A 23,817-nucleotide genomic window follows, 5' to 3' on the forward strand; every position below is an offset into this window, starting at 1 on the left:
GGTGCGTGAGCATGCGGACGATCCGGGGGTTGTGGCGCTGGCGGCGCAACCCGCTGCGCCGTAGGACGGACCTCGCCGAGGCATGGGCGGCGCTGCTGGCCGTGCTGCTGATCGTCCTCGTGGCCCCCGGGGTGGGCTGGGTGACGGGCTCGCTCACGCACGGGGCGCTGCAGGAGGCCGTGCGCGAGCAGCGGGCGCAGCGGCAGTTGGTCACGGCGACCGTGGTGAAGGTCCTGCCGCACCCTCGTATCGACTCCGACCCGGAGACCGCCTCGGCGCGTGACGCGCACCGCCGGGTGTTCGCCAAGTGGACCGGCCCGGACGGCAGCAAGCACTCGGGGGCGCTCGGCACCCACCCGGGCGCCGACGCGGGCGAGCGGTTCCGGATCTGGACCGACGGCCGGGGCCGGCCGACGGGCCGCCCGCTGGACGAGGCGACCGCCGCCACCCATGCCGTGCTGGCCGGGCTGGGGGCGGGAGCGGCCACGGCGGGGCTGTTCGAGGGCACCCGGCGGCTGGTCGTATGGCGGCTGATGCGCCGGCGTCACGCCCAGTGGGACACCGCGTGGGAGCGGGCCGGCCAGGACTGGGGCCGGGCGGGTGCCGGCAGCTGACGGGCGTGTGCCACCGCGTCGCCCCGCGCCAAGTCGCCGGGTCGCGGCCGAGCGTTCCGGGCACGTCGACTCCAGGTCCCTCGCGCACGCTACGGTGGGGCCTTCACAGCAGCACAGCGGCACAGTCGCACGCAGCCGGCATACGCACGAGGTGGGGGCACAGCAGCACCATGGCACAGGGCTCGGTCGTCCAGGTGACGCACAGCGGAACGTCGCGGTGGCGGCGCCGCACAGGAGAGTACGCCTCCCTCTCGGCGGCCCTGGAGGCCGCGGGGGACGGTGATGTGCTCTCCATCTCCCCCGGCACCTACCGCGAGAATCTGGTGGTGGGCCGGGCCATCACCCTGCGCGGCCCCGAGGGCTCGGGGCGCGGCTCGGTACGGATCGCCCCGGCCGACGGTGTCGCCCTGACCATACGCGCGTCCGCGGTGATCCAGGATCTGCATATCGAGGGCCAGGATTCGGCCTCGCCCGCGCTGCTCGTCGAGGAGGGCGCCCCGGAGCTCGCGGATGTGCGGGTGGCGACGCGCTCGGCGGCGGGGATCGAGGTGCGCGGCGGCGCCCGGCCCACCGTGCGGCGCTGCACCGTGGACAATCCGGCGGGCGTGGGGGTCAGCGTGCTCGACGGGGCCGGTGGGGTGTTCGAGGACTGCGAGGTGATGGCGGCGGGCCAGTCGGGCGTCGATGTGCGCGGCGGCGGACATCCGCGGCTCGAGCGCTGCCGGGTGCACCACGCCGCGGGCGCCGGGCTGTCGCTGACCGGCGAGGGCAGCGCGCTGGAGGCGGTCGGCTGCGAGGTGTACGAGGTCAGGGGCGCCGGTGTGCAGGTCTCGGGGCGCGCCGCGGGATCTCTGACCGACTGCCGGGTGCACCGCACGACCGCCGACGGCGTCAACCTCGATACGGACGCGGTGCTCACCCTCGCCGACTGCGACATCCACGACGTCCCGGAGAACGCGATCGACCTGCGGTCCCGGTCGGTGCTGACGCTGACCCGCTCGAAGGTGCGCCGGTTCGGGCGCAACGGCCTGTCGGTGTGGGACCCGGGCACGCGTGTGGACGCCAACCAGTGCGAGCTGCACGAGAGTACGGGTGACTATCCCGCGGTGTGGGTGAGCGACGGGGCTACGGCGGTCCTCGACTCCTGCCGGGTGCACGACGTGCCGGACGCGCTGTTCGTGCTCGACCGGGGCTCGCGCGTGGACGTCGTCGACAGCGATCTGTCGCAGGTGCGCAACACGGCGGTGTCGGTGAGCGACGGGGCGACCGCGCAGCTGGACGACTGCCGGATCCGCGAGGCGGCCACGGGCGCCTGGTTCCGCGACCACGGCAGCGGCGGCACGCTGGCGGGGTGCACCATCGACGGGGCCGCGACGGGCGTGATCGTCACCAAGGGTGCCGACCCCACGGTCGAGCGCACCACGGTCACCTCCCCCGCCGAGGCGGGCTTCTATGTGTCGGCCGAGGGCCGCGGCACCTTCCACAACTGCCGGGTGACCGGCAGCAGCGGCTACGGCTTCCACATCATCGACGGCTGCCGGACCACCTTGACCCGGTGCCGTACGGAGCGGTGCTCGCGCGGCGGTTACGAGTTCTCCGAGGCCGGTCCGATCGTGGAGGACTGCACGAGCGACGAGAGCGCGGCCACGCCCGCCGCGCTGTCGGCCGCCCCAGCGGCCGGGAAGCCCGCGGTGGAGACGGCCACGTCGACCGGCGGGCTGCTGGGGAGCATTCCGGCGCAGCGCACCGCCGAGGGCGCCGCCCCGGCCGCGCCCGCCGCCCCTCCGGTGGAGGTGCGCCCGTCCGAGGCCGTGCTGGGCGAACTGGACGCGCTGGTGGGCCTGGAGAGCGTCAAACGCGAGGTGCGCGCCCTCACCGACATGATCGAGGTGGGCCGGCGCCGGCAGCAGGCGGGGCTCAAGGCCGCGTCGGTGCGCCGCCATCTGGTCTTCACCGGCTCCCCCGGCACCGGCAAGACCACGGTGGCCCGGCTCTACGGGGAGATCCTGGCCTCGCTCGGGGTGCTGGAGCGCGGCCATCTGGTCGAGGTCTCCCGGGTGGACCTGGTCGGCGAGCACATCGGCTCGACGGCGATCCGTACCCAGGAGGCGTTCGACCGGGCGCGCGGCGGCGTGCTGTTCATCGACGAGGCGTACGCGCTGTCGCCGGAGGACTCCGGCCGGGACTTCGGCCGCGAGGCGATCGACACGCTGGTGAAGCTGATGGAGGACCACCGGGAGGCGGTGGTGGTCATCGTGGCCGGCTACACCGAGGAGATGCGGCGCTTCCTGTCCGTCAACCCGGGCGTGGCGTCCCGCTTCTCGCGCACCATCACCTTCGGGGACTACGCCCCGGAGGAGCTGCTGCGGATCGTGGAGCAGCAGGCGGAGGAGCACGAGTACCGGATCGGTGAGGGCGCGGCCGAGGCGCTGCTGAAGTACTTCACGGCGATCCCCAAGGGCCCTGCGTTCGGCAACGGGCGCACCGCCCGCCAGACCTTCGAGGCCATGGTCGAGCGGCACGCGGGCCGGGTGGCGCAGCTGACCGACCCGAGCACGGACGAACTCACGCTGCTCTATCCGGAGGACCTGCCGGAGCTCTTGTGAGGCGCCGGGTGCTGTTCCGGGAGACGGGCCAGCAGCCCGGCCCGCTCCCGGTCGAAGACGGGGTCCGCCTGGTAGTCCGCGTGGCCGAGGATCGGGGCGGGCAGCGGGTGGTCGGGGGTGCGGCCGTAGGCGAGGGGGTCCTTGAGCCCGTCGTGGTCCACCTCGGGCCCGGTGCCGTCCGGCAGCCGCATGGGGCCGCCTATGGGGTCGGTGTACCGCCACAGGTTGCGCCAGCAGCGCACCTCGTCGTGCAGGGAGCACAGTTCGGCCGTGCCGAAGTAGGCGGGGAACCAGCGCCCGTACAGCCGCTCCAAGGGTGAGCCGTAGGTCAGCAGCGCGACCCGGCCGCGGGTGCGCCGGTCCACCTGCCAGACCGCGGCGGCGGCCAGCACGCTGCCCTGGGAGTGGCCGGAGATCACCAGCCGGCCGCCGTGGCGCCGGGTCCAGGTCTCCATCCGCCAGGTCAGGTCGGGGACGGCCCGCTCGGCGTAGCAGGGGGGCGCGAAGGGGTGGGCGGCGCGCGGCCAGAAGGTGCCGACGTCCCACAGGATGCCGATGGTGCGGCGGGCCGAGGGGCTGCGGTAGGCGCGGCGGGCCCAGGTGACGAGCAGCAGGAACGCCAGGCCCATCAGCCAGGAGCCGAGCGCCTGCGCGGTCTGGGCGGCGGCCTCGACGACCGGGGGCGCGCCGTCGGCGGCCCGTCCGGGCACCTGGTGGGTGGCCCAGGCCCCGGCGACCGCGGCCGCGCCGAGGAGCAGGGTGAACAGGGCGACGGGGCCGACGATGCCCGGGGCGGAATCGGTCAGCCCGGCGCGGGCGATCACCCCCGCGATCTTGCGGGTGCGCACCGTGTCGGGCCGCTCCCCCGGATAGCCGTCGGGCACGGTGCGGACCAGCCGCCGCCGCACCCGCCACACCCGGACGGCGAAGAACAGGCCCACCAGCACCACCACCAGCAGCACGGCGGGGATGACCGCGGCCTGCCAGGACAGCAGGACCGGAGGGCCCTCCATCGGGGCGCCGCTGTCCATGCCGGGCGTGGCGCCGCCGTCCAGCCAGTCGGCGACGCGCTGGGCGACGCCGCCGGAGAGCACCGCGCCCAGACCGCAGGCCAACATCGCCACGGCCGGGCCGGCCAGGCCGCGCAGCGGGGTGCGCCCGAGGGGCGCCGCCCGGCGCAGCGCCAGGGCGCAGCCGGCCAGGGCGACGACCAGGGTGCCCTGGACGAGCGCGAGGACGCCGAAGGTCGCGTCGCCCGGCAGCCGCCCCTGGGAGGTCCAGCCGGGCCGGGACCAGCCGGCGTACAGCATGGCCAGGACGAGCAGGCCGAGGGCGGCGCCGGGCAGGGCGGTGATGGTGACCCGATCCAGCTCGTCGTCGAACCGGGTCTCGCTGCGGCCCCGGCGGCACACCACATACACCACGAGCAGGCCGCCCGCGACCAGCAGCGCGAGCAGCAGCCGGCCGGAGGCGTCGAGGAGGGCGCTGCCGCCCGGCTCGCGGTCATGGGCGGCGGTGGCCACGGTGAGGCCCGCCGCGATGGTCAGGAAACATGCGGCGGTGTGCGCGGCGCGCAGCCGGGCGACGATCCTGCGGCCGTACCAGAAGCCGGGCAGGCACAGCGCGGCGCGATTGCCCGAGGCGGGGTCGCACTCGTCCACCGGCCTGCGCAGCGGGGGCTGTGACTCGTACGCGCTCCAGGTGCGGTTGGACAGGTACCACAGCAGCCCGCCGAGCGCGGTGGGCACGAGCGAGGCCAGGGCGAGGCGGCGGCCGGGCTGGCTCCACCAGCCGTGGTCCTGCGGCGACATGAAACCGAGCCAGGACCTGTGGCCCCCGCAGGCCTGCGAGCCGGCGCACTGCCACGCCACCAGGTCGAGCGCCACCTCGCAGGCCCCGGCGATCAGCAGGACGGTCAGGCTCAGCGCGACCAGCCGCACCAGGAGGCCGTAGGTGCGGACGGTGCGCTCACGCCGGTCGGCGGCGGGCCGCATCCAGTGGGCGAGGTTGGCGACCATGAAGGGCAGCAGGAGCAGCCACAGCGCCCGGGCGCCGTTGCCGGAGGTGAGGTTGGACCAGCAGTAGGCCTCGCGGACCGGCGATTCGCGGTAGTCCTGCGGGCGGTCCTCGGCGTCGGCGTCCTCGACGCGCCGGTAGATCCCCGCGGTCTCGTCGCCGGTGACCAGCACGGTCCGCGGGTCGGTGAGCATCTCCTGCGGGGTGGCCCCGCCGACGCCGTGGACCAGTAACTCCAGGTCGGGCGGGGGCTGCCCGCCCGCATCCGCCGCCGTGTCCGCACTCGCACGTGTCGTTGCTGCCACCGTGCCCCCCGATCCCGGTGTGGTTGTTCTGCCCAGGATCGTGCCCTCGGCGCGCGTGCCCGACGCCGCAGCGCCGGGCGTGGCGAAATCGTAATCCCGTGTTCGGGGGAGATCGTGGGGCCCGGCGGCATGCGAAGATGTGCCCGCGGGCGGATGAAGCCAGATGAAGGCATACGGGAAACGGGAAGGGACGGGCCGCGGTGAGCGACAACCAGAATCTCCTCGCCGAGCAGCGGCGTGCCCTGATCCTCGACGAGGTGAGACGGCGCGGCGGGGTGCGGGTCAACGAGCTGACGCGCAAGCTGAACGTGTCGGACATGACGGTCCGTCGCGATCTGGACGCCCTGGCCCGGCTGGGCATGGTGGAGAAGGTGCACGGCGGCGCGGTGCCGGTCGCCGAGGCGAGCACCTACGAGCCGGGGTTCGAGGCCAAGTCGGGTCTCGAGCTGAGCGCCAAGGAGGACATCGCCAAGGCCGCGGCGGCGATGGCGGCGCCCGGCACCGCGATCGCGCTGGCCGGCGGGACCACGGCGTTCGCGCTGGCGCAGCAGTTGCTCGATGTGCCGGACCTGACCGTGGTGACGAACTCGGTACGGGTGGCGGACGTCTTCTACAACGCTCAGCGGTCGGCCGCGGGCGGCGGGGCGGAGCCGCGCCCGGGAGCGGCGACGGTGGTGCTCACCGGCGGGGTGCGCACCCCCTCGGACACACTGGTGGGTCCGGTCGCGGACGCCGCGGTCCGCTCGCTCCACTTCGATGTGCTGTTCCTGGGGGTGCACGGGATATCGGTGGATGCCGGCCTGTCGACCCCGAACCTGGCGGAGGCGGAGACCAACCGGCACTTCGTCCGCTCGGCGCGGCGGGTGGTGGTGGTCGCCGACCACACCAAGTGGGGCACGATGGGCCTGAGTTCCTTCGCGTCGCTGGACGACGTGGACGCGCTGGTGACGGATCCGGGGCTGCCCGAGGAGGCCCGGGCGGAGATCCTGGAGCATCTGCCGGGGGAGCTGGTGGTGGCGGGTGAGGCCGCCATGTGAGCGTGTCTCGGGGCGCTGCGCGGGCTGGACTGAGGAGCCGCGCAGCGACGGAGGAGCGCGCAGCGACGAGGGAAGCCCGCGCGTAGAAGCGCCGAGACTGAGCGGGAAAAGGGGGCGCATGTCTCGCCGCGCGTTGGAGCGCCCTGGGACTGAGCGGGGGGACGGAGCCATCGAGCCGGTTGGCGTGGCAGAAATCTGACGGGGCGCCAGTTACGGTGGGCGGCATGAGACATCGTCTGCGTCCCGTGGGTCTCGACTATGTCCGCACGGCCCCGCTGCGGCTGGTCTTCGTCGCCGAGGCCACCGCCCCGCCCGAGGCGGTGTTCAAGGCGCTGACCGACGTCGAGAACTGGCCGCGGTGGTACCGCCAGGTCGCCACCGCCCGGTCCACCGACGACGGCGGGGGCCGCGAGATCCGGTTGAAGGGCGGTACCCGCTTCGTCGAGACGGTCATGGCGGCGGACCCCGCGGAGCGCTACGCCTACCGCGTGGACCGGACCAATGTGCCGGGGCTGCGCGCCCTGCTGGAGGAGTGGCGGCTGGTGCCGTCCGCCTCCGGCACCGGCTCCCTGGTGCGGTACACCTTCGCGGTGGACGGGGTGGCGCCGCTGCGGGGCACCCTGCGGCTGTTGCGGCCGGGCCTGCGGCGTGCCTTCCGCGACGCGGTGCGCGCGCTGGACCACCGGCTGGCCGCCTGAGCGCCGGCCCGGGCCGGCTGCCGCCACGGCCGGCCCGGGGCGGGCGCTAGCCGGGCCAGCGGCCCGTCGCGAGGAAGGTGTCGATGGCCTTGGCGTGGGGCGTGATGTCCAGGCCCTGCTCCCGCAGCCAGTCGTCCGAGTAGTACTTGTCGAGATAGCGGTCGCCAGGGTCGCACAGGAGCGTGACCACGCTGCCCGTGCGCCCCCCGGCGACCATTTCCGCGACGATCTTCAGCGCGCTCCACAGCCCGGTGCCCGTGGAGCCGCCCGCCTTGCGCCCGATGGCCCGCTCCAGAGCGCGTACGGCGGCGACGCTCGCCGCGTCCGGGACCTTCATCATCCGGTCGATCGCGCCGGGCACGAAGCTGGGTTCCATCCGGGGCCGGCCGATGCCCTCGATGCGCGAGCCGTGCTGGCTCGAAGCCGCCGCGTCGTCGTGGACCCAGCCGTCGAAGAAGCAGGAGTTCTCCGGGTCGGCGACGCAGACGCGGGTGTCGTACTGCATGTAGTGGACGTAGCGGGCGATGGTCGCGGAGGTGCCGCCGGTGCCGGCGGTGGCCACCACCCAGGCGGGCTCGGGGTAGCGCTCCAGGCGCAGCTGCTGGTAGATCGACTCGGCGATGTTGTTGTTGCCGCGCCAGTCGGTGGCCCGTTCGGCGTAGGTGAACTGGTCCATGTAGTGGCCGCCGGACTTGGCCGCGAGCGCGACGGACTCCTCGTACATCGTGCGCGGGTCGTCCACGAAATGGCACTGGCCGCCGTGGAATTCGATCAGGCGGCACTTCTCGCGGCTGGTCGTGCGCGGCATCACCGCGATGAAGGGCACGCCGATCAGCCGCGCGAAGTACGCCTCGGAGACGGCGGTGGAGCCGCTGGACGCCTCGATGACGGGCCTGCCGGGGCGGATCCAGCCATTGCACAGCCCGTAGAGGAACAGCGAGCGGGCGAGCCGGTGCTTGAGGCTGCCGGTGGGGTGGGTGGACTCGTCCTTGAGGTAGAGGTCGATCCCCCACCGCTCCGGCAGCGGGAAGCGCAGCAGATGGGTGTCCGCGGAGCGGTTGGCGTCGGCCTGGACCTTGCGGACCGCCTCCTTGAGCCACTCCCGGTAGTGGGGATCGCTGCGGTCGACGTCGATGGTGCCGACGGTCTCATCGACCGCGCTCGCTGTGCTCTCCACGCGCCGCTCCTTGCTTCCTGTGCCGCCCCCAGTGGCGCACTCGGACCTTTTCGGATCATAAGTGGGCACCAGTGCGCCCTGGCATCCCGGGCCCGTCCCGGGCACACTGCGCAGCAGGGAAGATGTGGAAGACGTGGGAGAGCGGCGCGCATGCCGGCGAGAGTCACCGGGGAGGCGGTCATCGTGGCCGATACCGAGTTCAACGCCCGCGGGGTGCGGATCGAGCGGTTTCTGCGCTCGGTCACGCATGCCGGACAGGTCCTGATCAAGGACGGCAGGCTGCAGTTGCTGACCAGCTACGGCCGGGAGATCGACAGCGCCCCCGTACAGTCGGTCCATGCGAGCAAGCCGTGGTTCGCGGACAGCGACCAGGCCCTCGCGACGGTCAACGGCACCCGCTACCGCCTCACTCTGGGCCAGCGGGACGCGGCGGCGAAGGCCGCCGCGCCCGGCGCCGCCAGCCGCTTCCTCGACGCGATCCGCAACGCGCGAGGCCATTCGCCCAAGGGCTGACACCTCCCCCGATGCCGCTGGGAGGCGCCCCCTGAGTTGCGCATGCGGGCGGCGGGGCCGACCCTGGACGCGTACCGGTATCACTGAGGGTCAACGGGCGGTGACGCTGAGAACCGGCCTCTCCCGGTCGCGCCCAGCAGCCACCACTGCTGAACGTGTTCGACGCCCGCATCTGAATCAGGCTAGCCCCAACTTCTTCAGGGAGTCGCAGCCGTGATCAGTCGTCCAAGCAGGCATTGCACGGTGGAGCTGCAGGCCCTGCCGTCGCGGATCGGACAGGTCCGCAGAATCGTGTCCGCGCAATTGCGCTACTGGCATCTGGATCCGCTCATCGATCCCGCCGCGCTCGCCGTCACCGAGCTGCTCACCAACGTCCACCGGCACGCCGAGCCCGACAAGCAGTGCACGGTGGAGATCGCCCTCATGCTGGACCGTCTGACGGTCTCGGTCCGCGACCAGGATCCGCGGCTGCCCCGCGTCCGCGAGTGCGACCTGCTGGCCACCCACGGCCGCGGGCTCGCCCTGGTCGCCGCGGTCAGCCAGAGCTGGGGCATGCACGCCCGGGACGACGGCACGGGGAAGGTCGTGTGGTTCACCCTGGCCGTGCCACAGCCCGCCGCCCCCGCCAAGTCCCCCTTCGCGGCGTATGGCGCGGGCCGCACCGCCCCACCCGACCGCGCCGACCTCTCCCGCCCCGCGCCGCCGGCCGGGGTCCGGGAGCGGGCGCCCGCCGCCCGGTCCGCCGCGCACCACTGAGCCGCGCGCCCCCGGGTCCGGCACCGTGGCGGGCCCGGCATCGCACCCCCTCTGTACTTACTAGTATGTACACTGACCGCATGAGCACTGCGGATCGGCTGATCGAGAGCACCCAGGACCTGCTGTGGGAGCGCGGCTACGTGGGCACCAGCCCCAAGGCCATCCAGCAGCGCGCGGGCGCGGGCCAGGGCAGCATGTACCACCACTTCAGCGGCAAGCCCGACCTCGCGCTCGCCGCCATCCGCCGCACCGCTGAGCAGGTGCGCGCCACGGCCGAGGCGTGCTTCTCCGCTCCCGGGACCGCGTACGACCGCGTCCGCACCTATCTGCTGCGGGAGCGGGAGGTGCTGCGGGGCTGCCCGATCGGCCGGCTCACGATGGATCCGGACATCATCGCCGACCCCGCGCTGCGCGAGCCGGTGGCGGAGACGCTCGACTGGCTGCGCGCACGGCTGGCCGGGATCGTCTCCGAGGGCGTGGAGCGCGGGGAGCTCGACGCGGGGCTGGACCCGGAGCGGACCGCCGCCTCCGTCGTCGCGACCGTCCAGGGCGGCTATGTGGTGGCCCGCGCCGCGGGGTCGCCGGCGCCCTTCGACAGCGCCGTACAGGGCCTGCTGGATCTGCTCGCCGCCCGCGCCCGCCGGTCCGCCGCGTAAGGCGCCGCGCGCTCCCCCGCCCTGACACGACAGGAGTTCTCCTTGCACGCCATGCAATACCGGATCACCCTGCCCGCCGATTACGACATGAAGATCATCCGGCATCGGGTGGAGTCGAAGGGTCCCGCGCTGGACGACTTCCCGGGGCTCGGGCTGAAGGCGTACGGCATCCGCGAGTGCGGGGTCGACGGCTCCCCGGTCAACCAGTACGCGCCGTTCTATCTGTGGGCCGCGCCGGAGGCCATGAACCGCTTCCTGTGGGGCCCCGGATTCCAGGGCATCGTCCGGGACTTCGGCCGACCCGCGGTCGAGAACTGGCACGGACTCGCCTTCGAGCACGGACCGGCCCTGGCCGCCGTACCGCGCACCGCCACCCGCCACTCCGTGGCCGTCCCGACGAGCGCCGACCCGTCGGGCGGCGGTCCGGCGGGCGCGGTCGAGGGCGCGCTGGAGGAGCTGCGGCGGCTGGCCCGTGCGGACGGCGCGCACTCGACGGCCCTCGGCATCGACCCGCGCGGCTGGGAGCTGCTGCACTTCACCCTCTGGGAGGACGCCGCCCCGCCCGACGCCCCCGGCGACCGCTACCAGGTGCTCCATCTGTCCGCGCCGGACCTGGCCCGGCTCCCGCGCGGGCACCAGTGGTGAGCGCGGCCGAGCAGGCCATGGGAGAGGACATGGAACAGACCGCCGTACGGACCGTGCTCGGCGATGTCCCAGGCGACGCGCTGGGCGTCTGCGACGCGCACGACCACCTGTTCTTCCGCAGCGCGCTGCTGCCGGGACAGGAGCTGGCCGACGTGGCCGCGGCGGGCGCGGAACTGCGGGCCTTCCACGGGCTCGGCGGGGGCGCGGTGGTGCAGTGGACGCCCTACGGCCTCGGGCGGGCCGCCGGCGAGCTGGCCGGGCTCTCCCGGGCCAGCGGCGTCCATCTGGTGGCCGCGACGGGGCTGCACCAGGCGCACCACTACCCTCCGGGCACCGTCGAAGAGGTGCTCGACGGGCTGGCCGAGCTCTTCGTCGACGAGCTGACGCGCGGCATCGGCGGCACGGGCCCGCGCGCCGGGCTGATCAAGGTCGCGGGTGGCTTCCACGGCCTCGGCGCCCACGCCCGCCGCACGATGGCAGCGGCCGCCCACGCCCACCACCGCACCGGCGCGCCCATCGCCGTCCACCTGGAGCTGGGGACGGCCGCCTTGGACGTCCTGGACCTGCTGTGCGGCGAGCACCGGGTGGCGCCGGAGCGCGTGATCCTCGGCCACCTCAACCGCTCGCCGGACTCGGTCGTGCACCAACAGGCGGCCCAGGCAGGGGCGTTCCTCGCCTTCGACGGGCCCTCCCGCGCCAACCACGCCACGGACTGGCGGCTGCCCGACGCGCTGGCCGCGCTCGTGGACGCCGGGCACGCCGGCCAACTGCTGCTGGGCGGCGACACGACCACGGCCGCGGCCCGGTCGGTGAACGGCGGCCCGGGCATGCCGCATCTGCTCCGCCGGCTGCGTCCGCGGCTCGAACTCGCCCTGGGGGCCGACGTGGTGCGCCAGATGCTCACCGCCAACCCGGCCCGCGCCCTGGCCACGGCCTGGCGCGCGGGCTGAGGCACGGGCCCGGGACGCGGGCTCGAGGCGGGCCCGGGGCCCGGCCCCCTGTCGCACCCCGGGTCACGCCGCGCCGAGCGCCTCGAGCGGGTCGTCGAGTACCGCCTGCCAGGCCAACTCCGCCGCACCGACCAGGCTGTTGTGGTCCAGGGTGCACGGCAGGACGGGTACGCCCCCGCTGCGCCCCCACAGGCTGCGCTCGGCCACGACCGACCGCAGCCGCTCCGGGTCGGCCTCTAGGAGCTCGCGGTGCAGCCCGCCGAGGATGATGCGGTCGGGGTTGAGGATGTTGACGAGCCCGGCGAGGCCGAGGCCGAGCCGGTCGATGAGGAGGTCGGCGGCGTCCCGCACCGACGGGTCGGCGTACTCCTCACGGAGCAGATCCCGCGCCTGCTGCAGGAGGGACACCTCGGGTCCCGGGTCGCGCCCGGCCGCGACGAGGAAGGCCAGCGGGTCGGCCTCGATGTCCAGACAGCCGCGGCTGCCGCAGTGGCAGGGCGATCCCTCCGGGTTGACGGCCAGGTGGCCGACCTCGAGGGCCAGGCCCGCGCTGCCGGTGTGCAGCCGCCCGTCGAGGACCAGCGCCCCGCCGACGCCGCGGTGGCCGGTGGCGACGCAGAGCAGGTGCTGGGCGCCGCGGCCCGCCCCGTGTCGGTGCTCGGCCAGCGCGGCGAGGTTGACGTCGTTGCCGGCGAGTCCGGTGAGGGGCGCCCCGGACGGGCCGCGGACGCCCGCCGCCGCGAGGCTCCGGGTGAACAGCTCGCGCACGGGCGCGCCCGCGGGCCAGGCGATGTGCAGCGGGTTGAGGGCGGTGCCCTCCGGTTCGGCCACCGCGGAGGGGACCGCGAGCCCGGCGCCCACGCAGCGGCGGCCGCTCGCGCGCAGCAGCCGGGCCCCGGCCTCGACGACCGCGTCGATGACATGCGCCGGATCGGCGGGCACGGTCATACAGCCGGGGTCGGTGGCCACGATCCGGCCGCCGAGCCCGACCAGAGCGGCGCGGAAGCCGTCGGCGTGCACTTGGGCGGCGACGGCCACCGGGCCGTGGGGGGCGATCGAGAGGCGGTGCGAGGGGCGGCCCTGCGCCCCGGCGGCCCCGAGTGGGCGCGAGTCGACCTGAATCAGGCCGAGCGCTTCGAGTTCGGCGGCGACGGCGCCCGCGGTCGCTCGGGTCACGCCGAGTTCGGTGGTGAGCACCGCCCGCGTGGGCGCCCGGCCGGTGTGTACGAGCTCCAGCGCCGGGCCGAGAGCGCTGCGGCCCCGCTCGAGCCTTGTCCGTGTCTGGGTCACGCCCCTATTCTCACTTTGTGTCGACACGAAACAAAACATGGATGGTCATTCCGGTGAGGCGGCGCCCCGCCGCGGCGGACCGATCGCTGGCCCAACTGCGCATCGCCATCACCGCGTTCTTCGCCCTCGACGGATTCGTGTTCGCCGGTTGGGTGGTCCGGATACCCGCGATCAAGGACCGGACCGGCGCTTCGGAAGGCGCCCTCGGGCTCGCCCTGCTCGGCGTGTCCGCGGGCGCGGTCGCCACCATGATGGTCACCGGCCGGCTCTGCCGCCACTTCGGCAGCCACCCCACGACGGTGGCCGCGGCCGTCCTGCTCTCGCTCAGCGTCGCGCTGCCGCCGCTGACCGGCTCCGCGCTCGCCCTCGGGCTGGTCCTGCTGGTCTTCGGGGCCGGGTTCGGCGGGCTCAACGTCGCCATGAACAGCGCGGCCGTCGATCTCATCGCCGCGCTGCGCCGCCCTGTCATGCCCGGCTTCCACGCCGCGTTCAGCCTGGGCGGGATGGCCGGGGCGGCCCTGGGCGGGCTGATAGCGGGGCGGCTGAGCCCCACCACCCATCTGTCTCTGCTCGCCGCGTCCGGGCTGCTGCTCGCGGCGGTCGCGGGCCGGGCGCTGATCCGCCTCCCGGTCCCCGTACCCGTACCGGCGCCGCCCGAGGAAGGCGCGGCAGCGGCGGAAGGCGCGGCAGCGGCGGAAGGCGCGGCAGCGGCGGAAGGCGCGGCAGCGGCGGAAGGCGCGGCAGCGGCGGAAGGCGCGGCAGCGGCGGAGGGCGCGGCAGCGGCGGAGGGCGCGGCAGCGGCCGGGCGGACGCCTGGGGCCGTTTCCCGGAGCGCGGCGCGCCGGCTCGTCGCCGTCTTCGGGCTGATCGCCCTGTGCACCGCGTACGGCGAGGGGGCGATGGCCGACTGGGCCGCGCTCCATCTGGACCAGGACCTGGACGCGTCCCCGGGGGTCGCCGCGGCGGGCTACTCGGTCTTCGCCCTGATGATGGCCGTCGGCAGGCTGAGCGGCACCACGCTCCTCGAACGGCTCGGCCAGACCCGCACGCTGGTGGCGGGGGGCACCACCGCCGCGGCCGGCATGCTGCTGGGCTCGCTCGCCCCCACCGTCTGGCTCGCGCTCCTCGGCTTCGCGGTCACCGGTCTCGGCCTGGCCAACCTCTTCCCGGTCGCCATCGCGCGGGCGGGCGCCCTGACCGGGCCGAGCGGGGTCGCCGCGGCCTCCACCTTCGGCTACGGAGGCATGCTGCTCGGCCCGCCGGCCATCGGCTTCCTGGCCGACGGGCTCTCCCTGCCGACCGCCCTGACCACGGTCGCCCTGCTGGCGGCGGTGGCGGCGGCCGTGGCGTACGGCGCGCGGGGAGCCGGGCGGCCCGCCGACGACCGGGCCTGAGCCCATCTCCCCTGCCCTGCGCGCCGGATGTCGGTCACGACTGGCAGAATCCCGCCATGGACACTGCCGAGTTGATCAACGTCCTGGACCGGGAAGGACGGCTGCTGGCCGACGCCGCGCAGCAGGCCGGACCGGACGCCCAGGTGCCCACGTGCCCCGAGTGGCGGGTACGGGATCTGTTGGCACACATCGGGATGGTGCACCGATGGGTGACCCGTACCGTCACCGAGGGGCTGACCGAGCTGGTGCGGCCCCAGCCGGGCCAGGAGCCCGAGGACGCGGATCTGACGCCCTGGTTCCGCGACGGCCACGGCGCGCTGGTCAGGGCGCTCACCGAGGCCGACCCCGATGGGCGGTACTTCACCATACTGCCCACCTCCCACTCACCGCTCGCGTTCTGGGCGCGGCGGCAGGCGCACGAGACGGCGGTCCACCGGGTCGACGCGGAGTCGGCGCTCGGCAAGGACCTCTCCCCCGTCGACCCGGCCTTCGCCGCCGACGGCCTCGATGAGCTGCTGGCCGGATTCCACGCCACGGGGCGGAGCAAGGTACGCACGGAGGCGCCGCGCACCCTGCGGCTGCGGGCCACGGACGCCGAGGTCGTGTGGACCGTACGGCTGTCCGAGGGCGCCCCGCGCGCCGAGGTCGGCGACGCCAAAGACGCCGACTGCGAGCTGTCCGGCCCGGTGGAGGAGCTGTATCTGACGCTGTGGAACCGCCTGCCGCTCGAGCGGCTGCGGGCCACGGGCGACATATCGCTGGCCGAGCTGTGGCGGGAGCGCTCGGGCTTCTGAGGTGAGCGGGGCGGCCGGTGTCCGCTCCGCTCTTCAGGGCATTTTTTCAGCTGCGTACGCCGCAGTCCTCCTGCGCCTCGACGGACCTTAGGCTGGTGGAATGACAGGCATGCACCCCATGAGCGGTCCTCGCACCCAGGCCGAGCGCGACGCCGCCACCGTGGAGATCATGTTCGCGGTCGTCACCGGCGCCCTGCTGGCGGCCCTGCTGTTCTTCGTCTGCGCGAGCCCGGCGCTCTTCGGCGACCTGGGCAGAGCGGCGGAGAAGACCTGGCTGACGGCCGCCGCCGGCACGGCCACCGCCGGGTTCTTCGCCCGGGTCCTCCAGGTCCTGTGGTGGCTGCCGCGCAAGCGGCGCGGCTGACTCCCGTCCCCGTACAGAAACTGACGCCCCGGGGGCAGGAAAGGAACCGGATGACCCAGTGGCGGTGCGCGGGGCCGCGCTGGGACCGCTCGGGCCCCGCGCTGGCCTGGCACCACCCCACCCACGGCGACCGCGTCTCCCCGCTGTCGCCCGGCCGCCCGCTGGCCTTCACCATGGTGAGCGACGCACGCACGTGCGTCGGTGTGCGCAGGGGCGCCCGGCACACGCCGTGCCCGGCGGGCGCCGAGGTGTCCGCGTCCGCCGTCTCCGCCCAGTGCCCGGACTGCGCGCGGCTGGACCGCTCGTGCTCCGTCGCCGCCGACACCCGCACCGACGACCCGCGCCCGTACGACGTCTATCTCGCCTGGTTCGGCCCGGATCTGATCAAGGTCGGGATCACCGCGGCCGAGCGTGAGGGCGCGCGGCTGCTCGAACAGGCCGCGCTCTCCTACACCTTGCTCGGACGCGGCCCCCTGATGGCCGCGCGCCGGGCGGAGGCCGTGCTGGGCGCCGCGCTCGGCGTCCCGGACCGGTTCCCGTACGCCGCCAAGCGCGCCGCGCGCGAGGCCCCGCCGCCCCAGCGGGAGCGCGCGGCGGCGCTCGCCGCGCTCCACGCGCGGGCGCGTGCCCTGGACAGCCTCCCGGAGTCCCTCGCCCTTGGTCCGTGTGCGCCCGTCCACCATGACGCCGTCTTCCACCTGGACCGCGTGCGCCCGGCGCACGGCGTCATCCGCCTCGGCCCCGGCCGTATTGTCGCGGGCCGAGTGGAGGCCGTGGCCGGGCCGGACGTCCATCTGACCGACTCGGCCGGACGCTCCCTGCTGCTCGACACCCGGCAGTTGGCGGGCTGGCCCCTGGCCGCGGCCCCCGCGGACGCCGCCACCACGGCGGAGGTGGCCGCGCCGGTGCGGGAGGCGGCGGCACCGGAGGCGCTGTTCTGACCGGCCCCCGTGAGGCGGGCCCGGTGGCGAACCGAGCCTTCACAAAGAGGGCCCGAGCCACCCCGGGCGGACCAGGCCCGACTCGTAGGCGAGGACGACGAGTTGGGCGCGGTCGCGCGCGCCCAGTTTGATCATCGTGCGGCTGACGTGGGTCTTGGCGGTGAGCGGGCTGACGACCAGCCGTCGCGCGATCTCCTCGTTCGACAGACCGATGCCCACGAGCGCCATCACCTCCCGCTCCCGCTCGGTCAGCTCCGCGAGCGCCGCGGCGGGCGCCGGCTCCTTCGACCGGGCGGCGAACTCGGCGATGAGCCGGCGCGTGACACCGGGCGAGAGCAGCGCGTCGCCCGCGACGACCGCCCGTACGGCGCGCAGCAGCTCCTCGGGCTCGGTGTCCTTGACCAGAAAGCCGGAGGCGCCCGCGCGGATCGCCTCGAAGACGTACTCGTCGAGCTCGAAGGTGGTCAGCATGACCACCTTCACCTCGCCCAGTGCGGGGTCCTCGGTGATCCGGCGGGTGGCGGCGAGGCCGTCGAGCCGCGGCATGCGGATGTCCATCAGGACCACGTCCGGACGCTGTTCACGGACCTGGGCCACCGCCCACTCGCCGTCGGCGGCCTCGCCGACCACCTCGATGTCCGGCTGGGCGTCCAGCAAGGCGCGGAACCCGGCGCGGACCAGCACCTGGTCGTCGGCGAGCACTACACGGGTCGAGGGGCTCAAGGGGCCTCCAAGGTCGCTTCGCCCGACGGCGCCTCGTGCCGCGGCATCGGGGACACCGTAGCGGCGGTGAGCGGGAGGCGGGCCCGGACCCGGAAGCCGCCGTCGGGGCGCGGCCCGGCCGTCACCGTGCCGCCGAGAGCGGCGGCCCGCTCACGCATGCCGACCAGGCCGTTGCCGCCGCCGGTGACGCCACGGGGCATGCCGCCGGTGATGCCGGTGGTCATGCCGCCGGCGGTCGCCGGACCGTCGTCGTCGATCCGCAGCTCCAGCTCGGCCGGGGCGTAGCGCAGCAGGATCCGGGCGGTGCGGGAGCCGGAGTGGCGGACGACGTTGGTCAGGGCCTCCTGGACGATACGGAAGGCGGCGAGGTCGGCGCCGGGCGGCAGGGCGGTCCGTACGCCGTCCACTTCCACGCTCACCGCGAGGCCCGTGCCACGGGCCTGTTCGGTCAGCTCGTCCAGCCGGTCCAGACCGGGGGCGGGCGAGCGGGGTGCGGCCCCGGGGGCCCTGAGCGTGTCCAGGACCTGGCGGACCTCGCCCAGCGCCTCCTTGCTGGCCGCCTTGATGGTGGTCAGGGCGGTGCGGGCCTGCTCGGGGTCCTGGTCGAGGAGGGCGAGGCCGACGCCCGCCTGGACGTTGATGACCGAGATGCTGTGGGCGAGGACGTCGTGCAGCTCGCGGGCGATGCGCAGCCGCTCCTCGTCGGCCCGGCGCCGCTCCGCCGCCTCCCGCTCGGCCCGCTCGCGGGCCCATTGCTCCCGCCGTACGCGGGCGAGTTCGGAGGCGGCGACGACCGCCACCACCCAGGCCGCGACGACCGCCTCCGGCCCCCAGGCGGCCGGGCCGTCGCCCCCGGGCGGCAGCCATCGACAGAGCCAGTGGGCGATGAGCAGATGGGCGGTCCACAGCGCCCCGAGCGCGCTCCAGGCGGCCACCCGCCGCCCGGCGGCGACGGCGGCGAAGCAGGCGACGACGACGCTGAGGAAGACGGGGCCGTAGGGATATCCGGCGCCGAGGTAGAGCGCGGTGACGGCCGAGGTTCCGAGGACGGCGAGCCGGGGGTGGCGGTGGCGTACCAGGAGCAGCGCGGGCCCGGCCACCAGCAGCGCCCGGCCGACGAGGCCCAGGTCGGCACGCTCGGGCTGGCTCTGCGCGGCGAACTGCGTCCCGACCAGCTGGAGGAACGCGACGACCAGCGAGGAGCGCCACGGCAGGCGGACGGCGGGCCGGGCCTCGGGGCCCGCGCTCCGCCACGGAGGGCCCCAGGTCGGGGCGGCCGCCCGCCCGGACCTGGGGTGCCGTCCCCTGGAGAATTCACGCATACCCGCAACGCTAGACCGGCTCGGGCCCGGGCGGCGTCGCCCCGGGGCGGTGGCCGGACGTACTCCCGGTGGAGTATGTGGCACGGGCGCGCGATGGCCGGGGGGAGAGGGCCTGGCCAATCACGTCGTCACAGGCGAGCCGTACGAGGGTGGTGGCCAGGACGTCCACGCCGTGCGCGCAGGCCTCGGGGGTGGAGTACTCGCGGGGGTTGTGGCTGATGCCGTCGTACTCGCCCCGGACGAAGATCATGGCGGTGGGGCAGAGGGCGGCGATCTCCTGGGCGTCGTGGCCCGCGCCGGAGAGCAGCGAGACATGCCGCAGACCGTGGTCGTCGGCGGCCTGGGCGATGACCTTTCGCACGCCCTCGTCGAAGGGGACGTGGGAGGTCCTGGCCATCCGGCGGGTGGTGATGCCGAAGCCGGGCTCCTCCCCCTCCAGGGTCCGCAGGAAGTCCGCGAGGTCGGCTTCCGCACGGGCCATCCGCGCGTCGTCGGGGTTGCGCAGGTCGACGGTCAGCTCGGCACGGGCCGGGACGATGTTGGTCAGGTCCGGGTGGACGGTGAGGTGGCCGACGGTGGCCCGCAGATCGCCGTACGCGCCGGAGTCGACCATCTCGCGCAGCCTGACGACGATCCGGGCGGCCGCGAGACCGGCGTCGGCGCGCAGCTCGGTGGGGGTGGTGCCGGCGTGGGCGGCGCGGCCGTGGACGGTGATCTCCTGCCAGGAGATGCCCTGGACGCCGGTGACCACGCCGATCTCCACCCCGGCCCGGGCCAGGACGGGGCCCTGCTCGATGTGGCACTCCACATAGGCGTGCGGTGGATCGAGGCGCTCGTCGGCGGGGCCGGCGAACCCGGTGCGGGCCAGCTCCGCGCCGAGGGTGGCGCCGTCGCGGTCGGTGAGGGCGTGGGCGTGGGCGAGCGGGAGGCGGCCCGCGGCGACCGCGCTGCCGAGCATGTCGGTGCCGAAGCGGACGCCCTCCTCCTCGGTGAAGACGGCGACCTCCAGGGGGCGGCGGGTGGTGATGCCGCGCTCGTCGAGGGTGCGGACGGCCTCGATGCCGCCGAGCACGCCCAGGCAGCCGTCGAACGCGCCGGCGGTGGCGACGCTGTCGATGTGGGAGCCGGTGAGGACCGGGCGGGCGGTGGGGTCGGTACCCTCGCGGCGCCCGTAGATGTTGCCCATCGCATCGACGCGCACGGTCAGGCCGGCCTGTTCCATCCAGGAGACGACCAGGCGCCGCCCGGCCGCGTCCGCGTCGGTGAGGGCCAGGCGGTTCACTCCGCGCAGGCCGGTGCGCTCGTCGTCGTACGCGCCGATCTCGGCGAGGTCCATCAGCGACCGCCACAGGCGGCTCCCGTCGACGGTGACCGCGGGGGTGAGGGTGTCCGGGGTGGTCATGAACGGTGCTCCGGGAGATGGGGGTTGGCGTCGGCGCCTTCGGTGCTGAGCAGGACGAGGCTCGAGTGGGACCCGAGGCCCAGGGCGGTACGCCGGGCCTCGGCGCCCTCGCCGGTGAGCGCGGCGCGGACGCCGGCCAGCGAGGCGGCGCCGCAGGGGCCGCAGGAGACGCCGAGGGCGGCGAGGTCGCGGGCGGCCCGGGCGCTGTCCGCGTCGGTGATGGCGACGGCGGCGTCCAGGCCGTCGCGCAGACAGGGCCAGGCGATGCTGGAGGGGGTCTGGCAGTTGAGGCCCGCCATGGTCGTCTCGCCGGTCGCCACGCTGACCGGCTCCCGTCGGCGGAGGCTCTCCAGGACGCAGGCCGCCGCCTCGGGCTCGACCGCCAGCAGGGCCGTGGCACCCTTGGCGGGGCGGCCGCGGTAGTGGGTGACGGCGGCCTGGGCGAGGGAACCCACGCCGACGGGCACGGCGACCAGCCCGGCCGGCCCGGCCCCGGCGGTGGCCAGCTGTGCGTCGAGCTCGGCGAAGAGGGTGGAGTAGCCTTCCACGATCCAGCCGGGAATCCGTTCGTAGCCGGGCCAGGCGGTGTCCTGGACGAGGACCGCGTCCGGCGCGGCGGCCTCGGCGGCCGCCCGGCGGACCGCCTCGTCGTACGGCCCGGCGACCCGGACGACCCGCGCCCCTTCGGCGGCGATGGCGGTCGCGGCGGCCGGGTGCACGCCCTCGGGGACGAACACCCGGGCGCGCTGGCCGAGCAGCCGGGCGGTGCGGGCCACGGCGCGGCCGTGGTTGCCGTCGGTGGCGGTGACGAGCGTGACCGGCTCGGCCGGCGCCCGGTCGCCCGTCCGCTCGGCGAGGATCCGGTGTACCGCCCAGGACGCGCCCAGCGCCTTGAACGCGGGCAGGCCCAGCCGGGACGACTCGTCCTTGACGAGGACGCGGGCCACCCCCAACTCATCGGCGACATGCGGGAGTTCCAGCAGCGGGGTGGGCGCGTAGCCGGGCAGCGCGGCGTGGAAGTCGCGTACGCGGGTGGGAGCGGGGTCGCAGGTCCAGGTCCGGGCGGCGGGATGCGCGAACCACGGCAGCGAGCGGGGGGAAGCGATCTCAGGCACCCGCCCATCGTGCGCCGTGTCCTTTCCCTCGGTCCAGCGCATGTTTCCGATCTGTATTCATCAGAAAAAGCGATGCAGTAAGGGCTGCTGGAGCCGGTGGGCGGCGGGGGAGGTGGACGCCGAGGGCCCGCAGGCGGCGCTGCGCGCGCCGGCCGGCCACCCCTGGGTCATGGAGCCCGGGGCACCGCCGCCCGGTGCTCGGGCGCGCAGGCGGCTCGCCGCCGTACGCCGCGGCCGAAGCCGGCGCCCCGCCATCCGGCCTGCCGACAGGCCCTCCGGCAGGCGGTCGCCATGTTTTCGGACGGCCCCGCCGACCCCACCCGGTGACTTATCGATTGACGGAAACGGGTTAGGGCGGCACAACAGCCGCAAGAGAACTCGTCTTTACCCCGGACGAATCCACCGTCACATTTGACAGAACTGATCAGATAGCCGTACGGTCGATCCCGAACCAAAGCATCAGTCCCGCAGCGCCAGGTCTCGACGTCACCCTGGTCGGATTTCCCGTCCGCAGAGCGCCCGTTGATAGCGCCTCGCCTCAGGCCGACACCCCTGCTCTCGCAAGCGAATTAGATATGTCACGGGCCACCCAACTGGAGATGTCCGCGCTAATCCTTGCCAGTTATGGAGAGTTGGTCACATGAAGGGCATAGTCCTGGCCGGAGGCAGCGGCACGCGCCTGCATCCGCTGACATATGCGGTCTCGAAGCAGATGCTTCCCGTGTACAACAAGCCGATGATCTATTATCCGCTTTCCGTGCTCATGATCGGCGGCATACGGGATGTCCTGATTATTTCAACGCCCTCCCATTTGAGCATGTTCCGGGATCTGCTGGGAGACGGCAGCAGGCTCGGTCTGAGTATCGAGTACGCCGAGCAGCCCCGCGCCAACGGAATTGCCGAGGCGTTCCTCATCGGGGCCGACTACATAGGCGACGACTCGGTGGCCCTGGTGCTGGGTGACAACGTCTTTCACGGTCCGGGATTCGGTCGGCTGCTGGAGAAGGAAATGGCCGACGTGACAGGCTGTGTGCTCTTCGGCTATCCGGTCGGCGATCCGGAGCGCTACGGCATCGGTGAAGTGGACGAGCAGGGGAATCTGATGTCCCTGGAGGAGAAGCCGGCCGCTCCCAGGTCGAATCTGGCGCTGACCGGTCTCTATCTGTACGACAACGACGTGGTGGACATCGCGAAAAACGTACAGCCGTCGGCCCGCGGCGAGCTGGAGATCACCGACGTCAACCGGGTCTACCTGGAGCGGGGCAAGGCCAGGCTGATCAACTTGGGGCGCGGCTTCGCCTGGCTGGACACCGGAACCTACGACTCGCTGCTGCAGGCGTCGCAGTATGTGCAGGTGCTCGAACAACGCCAGGGCGTGCGCATCGCCTGCCTCGAGGAAATCGCCTTCCGCAAGGGTTTCATCGACGCCGACGCATGTTATGAACTGGGCCGGCAGTTAGCGCGGACGGATTACGGCAGGTATCTGATGGAAATTGCCGGCAAGGACTGAAGGGCAACCAGTGCGCATAGTGGTAACCGGAGGTGCGGGTTTCATCGGCTCGCACTTCGTCCGGCAGGCGGTGCAAGGTCACTACGAGACCTTCACAGAGGCCAACATAGTAGTACTCGACAAGCTCACCTATGCGGGGAACAAGGCGAATCTCGCAAGCGTCGCGGACAGCCCCCGGCTGCGTTTTGTCGAGGGCGATATCTGCGATGCCCGCCTGGTCGGGGAGTTGCTGCGGGGGACGGACCTCGTGCTGCATTTCGCAGCCGAGTCTCATGTCGACCGATCCATCACCGGGGCCGAAGAGTTTGTGCGAACCAATGTCCTGGGCACGCATACCCTGCTCAATGCGGCGACCGAGGCCGGCGTACGGAAATTCGTACATGTCTCCACCGACGAGGTATATGGATCACTGCAAACCGGGGACTCGCCCTGGACGGAGGAAGAGCCACTCAGGCCCAATTCCCCCTATTCCGCTTCCAAGGCGTCGTCCGATCTTCTGGCTCTGGCCGTGCACCGGACCCATGGATTGCCGGTCTGCGTCACCCGGGGCTCCAACACCTACGGTCCTCACCAGTATCCCGAAAAGGTCATTCCACTCTTCGTCACCAATCTTCTCGACGGCAGGAAAGTGCCGCTGTACGGGGACGGCGAGAATGTGCGGGACTGGCTGCACGTGGACGACCACTGCCGGGGCATAGCGCTGGTGGCCGAGGGCGGAAAGCCGGGCGAGGTGTACAACGTCGGCGGCGGTACGGAATTGACCAACCGGGAGGTCACCGGTCGGTTGTTGGAGCGGCTCGGCTTGGAGTGGTCGATGGTCGAGCACGTCGCGGACCGCAAGGGGCACGACCTCCGTTATGCGATGGACTGCGCGAAGATCTCCGACCAGCTGGGCTACCGGCCCGCGACGTCGTGGGACGAGGGCATCGCCGCCACCGTCGAGTGGTACACCGAACGTCGCGACTGGTGGGAACCGCTCAAGCGATGAG

Annotated in this window: 22 protein-coding genes; 15 read left to right on the forward strand and 7 right to left on the reverse strand. The window is 73.7% G+C overall.

Features of this window, described 5'->3' with window-relative positions:
• Positions 1-11: 11 nt before the first annotated feature.
• Together PV419_RS21430 and PV419_RS21435 are read left to right on the forward strand one after the other, a co-directional pair.
• The gene (locus tag PV419_RS21430) at positions 12-614 is read left to right on the forward strand and encodes a hypothetical protein (protein WP_319691226.1); all 603 of its coding nucleotides are present in this window, start codon (positions 12-14) and stop codon (positions 612-614) included.
• Positions 615-784: 170 nt separating this feature from the next.
• The gene (locus tag PV419_RS21435; protein WP_319691227.1) at positions 785-3,220 is read left to right on the forward strand and encodes a right-handed parallel beta-helix repeat-containing protein; all 2,436 of its coding nucleotides are present in this window, start codon (positions 785-787) and stop codon (positions 3,218-3,220) included.
• Here the strand turns inward: PV419_RS21435 and PV419_RS21440 are convergent.
• A complete protein-coding gene (locus PV419_RS21440; RefSeq protein WP_319691296.1) occupies positions 3,190-5,430 on the reverse strand; it encodes a hypothetical protein in 2,241 nt (746 codons plus the stop codon). The two genes, PV419_RS21435 and PV419_RS21440, sit on opposite strands and share 31 nt — an antisense overlap.
• A gap of 311 nt (positions 5,431-5,741) precedes the next feature.
• Here PV419_RS21440 and PV419_RS21445 point away from each other — a divergent pair, with 311 nt between their 5' ends.
• Together PV419_RS21445 and PV419_RS21450 are read left to right on the forward strand one after the other, a co-directional pair.
• Entirely contained in the window at positions 5,742-6,578 is an 837-nt protein-coding gene (locus tag PV419_RS21445; RefSeq protein WP_319691229.1) for a DeoR/GlpR family DNA-binding transcription regulator, read from the forward strand.
• A 224-nt stretch (positions 6,579-6,802) separates the two neighbouring features.
• Positions 6,803-7,276 carry an SRPBCC family protein gene (locus PV419_RS21450; RefSeq protein WP_319691231.1) on the forward strand — a complete coding sequence of 158 codons (474 nt, stop codon included), beginning with the start codon at positions 6,803-6,805 and terminating at the stop codon, positions 7,274-7,276.
• Between the two features lie 46 nt (positions 7,277-7,322).
• On the opposite strand, the gene PV419_RS21455 is transcribed toward PV419_RS21450, so the two are convergent.
• Complete coding sequence (locus PV419_RS21455) at positions 7,323-8,453, reverse strand: PLP-dependent cysteine synthase family protein (RefSeq protein ID WP_319691233.1); 1,131 nt, start codon at positions 8,451-8,453, stop codon at positions 7,323-7,325.
• A gap of 183 nt (positions 8,454-8,636) precedes the next feature.
• Between PV419_RS21455 and PV419_RS21460 the strand changes: the two genes are divergently transcribed.
• From PV419_RS21460 to PV419_RS21480, 5 genes are all read left to right on the forward strand, one after another.
• Positions 8,637-8,966: a hypothetical protein gene (locus PV419_RS21460; protein WP_319691298.1), complete on the forward strand. Its 330-nt coding sequence runs from the start codon at positions 8,637-8,639 to the stop codon at positions 8,964-8,966.
• A gap of 213 nt (positions 8,967-9,179) precedes the next feature.
• Positions 9,180-9,722 (forward strand): ATP-binding protein, encoded by a 543-nt coding sequence (locus tag PV419_RS21465; protein WP_319691234.1) that lies wholly within the window; start codon positions 9,180-9,182, stop codon positions 9,720-9,722.
• A 65-nt stretch (positions 9,723-9,787) separates the two neighbouring features.
• Entirely contained in the window at positions 9,788-10,378 is a 591-nt protein-coding gene (locus tag PV419_RS21470; protein WP_319691236.1) for a TetR/AcrR family transcriptional regulator, read from the forward strand.
• 42 nt (positions 10,379-10,420) lie between these two features.
• Positions 10,421-11,023 (forward strand): DUF4865 family protein, encoded by a 603-nt coding sequence (locus PV419_RS21475; RefSeq protein WP_319691238.1) that lies wholly within the window; start codon positions 10,421-10,423, stop codon positions 11,021-11,023.
• A gap of 29 nt (positions 11,024-11,052) precedes the next feature.
• The gene (locus PV419_RS21480; protein ID WP_319691240.1) at positions 11,053-11,973 is read left to right on the forward strand and encodes a phosphotriesterase; all 921 of its coding nucleotides are present in this window, start codon (positions 11,053-11,055) and stop codon (positions 11,971-11,973) included.
• Between the two features lie 63 nt (positions 11,974-12,036).
• Here the strand turns inward: PV419_RS21480 and PV419_RS21485 are convergent, their stop codons facing one another.
• Positions 12,037-13,302 carry an ROK family protein gene (locus tag PV419_RS21485; RefSeq protein ID WP_415925353.1) on the reverse strand — a complete coding sequence of 422 codons (1,266 nt, stop codon included), beginning with the start codon at positions 13,300-13,302 and terminating at the stop codon, positions 12,037-12,039.
• A gap of 2 nt (positions 13,303-13,304) precedes the next feature.
• On the opposite strand from PV419_RS21485, the gene PV419_RS21490 reads away from it, so the two are divergent.
• From PV419_RS21490 to PV419_RS21505, 4 genes are all read left to right on the forward strand, one after another.
• Positions 13,305-14,657, forward strand: a complete 1,353-nt coding sequence (locus tag PV419_RS21490; protein ID WP_319691243.1) for an MFS transporter — start codon at positions 13,305-13,307, stop codon at positions 14,655-14,657.
• A gap of 56 nt (positions 14,658-14,713) precedes the next feature.
• Positions 14,714-15,451: a maleylpyruvate isomerase family mycothiol-dependent enzyme gene (locus PV419_RS21495; protein WP_319691245.1), complete on the forward strand. Its 738-nt coding sequence runs from the start codon at positions 14,714-14,716 to the stop codon at positions 15,449-15,451.
• 100 nt (positions 15,452-15,551) lie between these two features.
• Positions 15,552-15,815, forward strand: coding sequence for a DUF6332 family protein (locus PV419_RS21500; protein WP_319691247.1), 264 nt, complete (start codon positions 15,552-15,554; stop codon positions 15,813-15,815).
• A 50-nt stretch (positions 15,816-15,865) separates the two neighbouring features.
• Positions 15,866-16,756, forward strand: a complete 891-nt coding sequence (locus PV419_RS21505; protein WP_319691248.1) for a DUF2797 domain-containing protein — start codon at positions 15,866-15,868, stop codon at positions 16,754-16,756.
• A gap of 39 nt (positions 16,757-16,795) precedes the next feature.
• Here the strand turns inward: PV419_RS21505 and PV419_RS21510 are convergent, their stop codons facing one another.
• Genes PV419_RS21510 through PV419_RS21525 form a run of 4 tightly spaced genes read right to left on the reverse strand, consistent with a single transcriptional unit; the run spans position 16,796 to position 21,318 of the window.
• Positions 16,796-17,479, reverse strand: a complete 684-nt coding sequence (locus PV419_RS21510) for a response regulator transcription factor (protein ID WP_319691250.1) — start codon at positions 17,477-17,479, stop codon at positions 16,796-16,798.
• Positions 17,476-18,801, reverse strand: coding sequence for a sensor histidine kinase (locus PV419_RS21515; protein ID WP_319691252.1), 1,326 nt, complete (start codon positions 18,799-18,801; stop codon positions 17,476-17,478). Before PV419_RS21515 ends, PV419_RS21510 begins: the two co-directional genes overlap by 4 nt.
• Positions 18,802-18,811: 10 nt before the next feature.
• Positions 18,812-20,203 (reverse strand): M20 family metallo-hydrolase, encoded by a 1,392-nt coding sequence (locus tag PV419_RS21520; RefSeq protein ID WP_319691254.1) that lies wholly within the window; start codon positions 20,201-20,203, stop codon positions 18,812-18,814.
• Positions 20,200-21,318, reverse strand: a complete 1,119-nt coding sequence (locus PV419_RS21525) for a diaminopropionate ammonia-lyase (RefSeq protein WP_319691255.1) — start codon at positions 21,316-21,318, stop codon at positions 20,200-20,202. The genes PV419_RS21520 and PV419_RS21525 overlap by 4 nt, the downstream gene beginning before the upstream one ends.
• A 640-nt stretch (positions 21,319-21,958) precedes the next feature.
• Here PV419_RS21525 and rfbA point away from each other — a divergent pair.
• Positions 21,959-22,828: a glucose-1-phosphate thymidylyltransferase RfbA gene (gene rfbA / locus PV419_RS21530; RefSeq protein ID WP_319691257.1), complete on the forward strand. Its 870-nt coding sequence runs from the start codon at positions 21,959-21,961 to the stop codon at positions 22,826-22,828.
• A 10-nt stretch (positions 22,829-22,838) separates the two neighbouring features.
• Positions 22,839-23,816, forward strand: a complete 978-nt coding sequence (gene rfbB, locus PV419_RS21535) for a dTDP-glucose 4,6-dehydratase (protein WP_319691259.1) — start codon at positions 22,839-22,841, stop codon at positions 23,814-23,816.
• Position 23,817 lies beyond the last annotated feature (1 nt).

The organism is Streptomyces sp. ME19-01-6 (genome assembly GCF_033793745.1).
GTDB lineage: Bacteria > Actinomycetota > Actinomycetes > Streptomycetales > Streptomycetaceae > Streptomyces.

What these genes read in the sequence shown, in the direction of transcription:
- PV419_RS21430 (WP_319691226.1), top strand. Translation starts at nt 12, where the DNA reads ATGCGGACGATCCGGGGGTTGTGGCGCTGGCGGCGCAACCCGCTGCGC.
- PV419_RS21435 (WP_319691227.1), top strand. Translation starts at nt 785, where the DNA reads ATGGCACAGGGCTCGGTCGTCCAGGTGACGCACAGCGGAACGTCGCGG.
- PV419_RS21440 (WP_319691296.1), bottom strand. Translation starts at nt 5,430, where the DNA reads ATGCTCACCGACCCGCGGACCGTGCTGGTCACCGGCGACGAGACCGCG.
- PV419_RS21450 (WP_319691231.1), top strand. Translation starts at nt 6,803, where the DNA reads ATGAGACATCGTCTGCGTCCCGTGGGTCTCGACTATGTCCGCACGGCC.
- PV419_RS21470 (WP_319691236.1), top strand. Translation starts at nt 9,788, where the DNA reads ATGTACACTGACCGCATGAGCACTGCGGATCGGCTGATCGAGAGCACC.
- PV419_RS21480 (WP_319691240.1), top strand. Translation starts at nt 11,053, where the DNA reads ATGGAACAGACCGCCGTACGGACCGTGCTCGGCGATGTCCCAGGCGAC.
- PV419_RS21485 (WP_415925353.1), bottom strand. Translation starts at nt 13,302, where the DNA reads ATGTTTTGTTTCGTGTCGACACAAAGTGAGAATAGGGGCGTGACCCAG.
- PV419_RS21490 (WP_319691243.1), top strand. Translation starts at nt 13,305, where the DNA reads ATGGTCATTCCGGTGAGGCGGCGCCCCGCCGCGGCGGACCGATCGCTG.
- PV419_RS21495 (WP_319691245.1), top strand. Translation starts at nt 14,714, where the DNA reads ATGGACACTGCCGAGTTGATCAACGTCCTGGACCGGGAAGGACGGCTG.
- PV419_RS21500 (WP_319691247.1), top strand. Translation starts at nt 15,552, where the DNA reads ATGACAGGCATGCACCCCATGAGCGGTCCTCGCACCCAGGCCGAGCGC.
- PV419_RS21505 (WP_319691248.1), top strand. Translation starts at nt 15,866, where the DNA reads ATGACCCAGTGGCGGTGCGCGGGGCCGCGCTGGGACCGCTCGGGCCCC.
- PV419_RS21515 (WP_319691252.1), bottom strand. Translation starts at nt 18,801, where the DNA reads ATGCGTGAATTCTCCAGGGGACGGCACCCCAGGTCCGGGCGGGCGGCC.
- PV419_RS21520 (WP_319691254.1), bottom strand. Translation starts at nt 20,203, where the DNA reads ATGACCACCCCGGACACCCTCACCCCCGCGGTCACCGTCGACGGGAGC.
- rfbA (WP_319691257.1), top strand. Translation starts at nt 21,959, where the DNA reads ATGAAGGGCATAGTCCTGGCCGGAGGCAGCGGCACGCGCCTGCATCCG.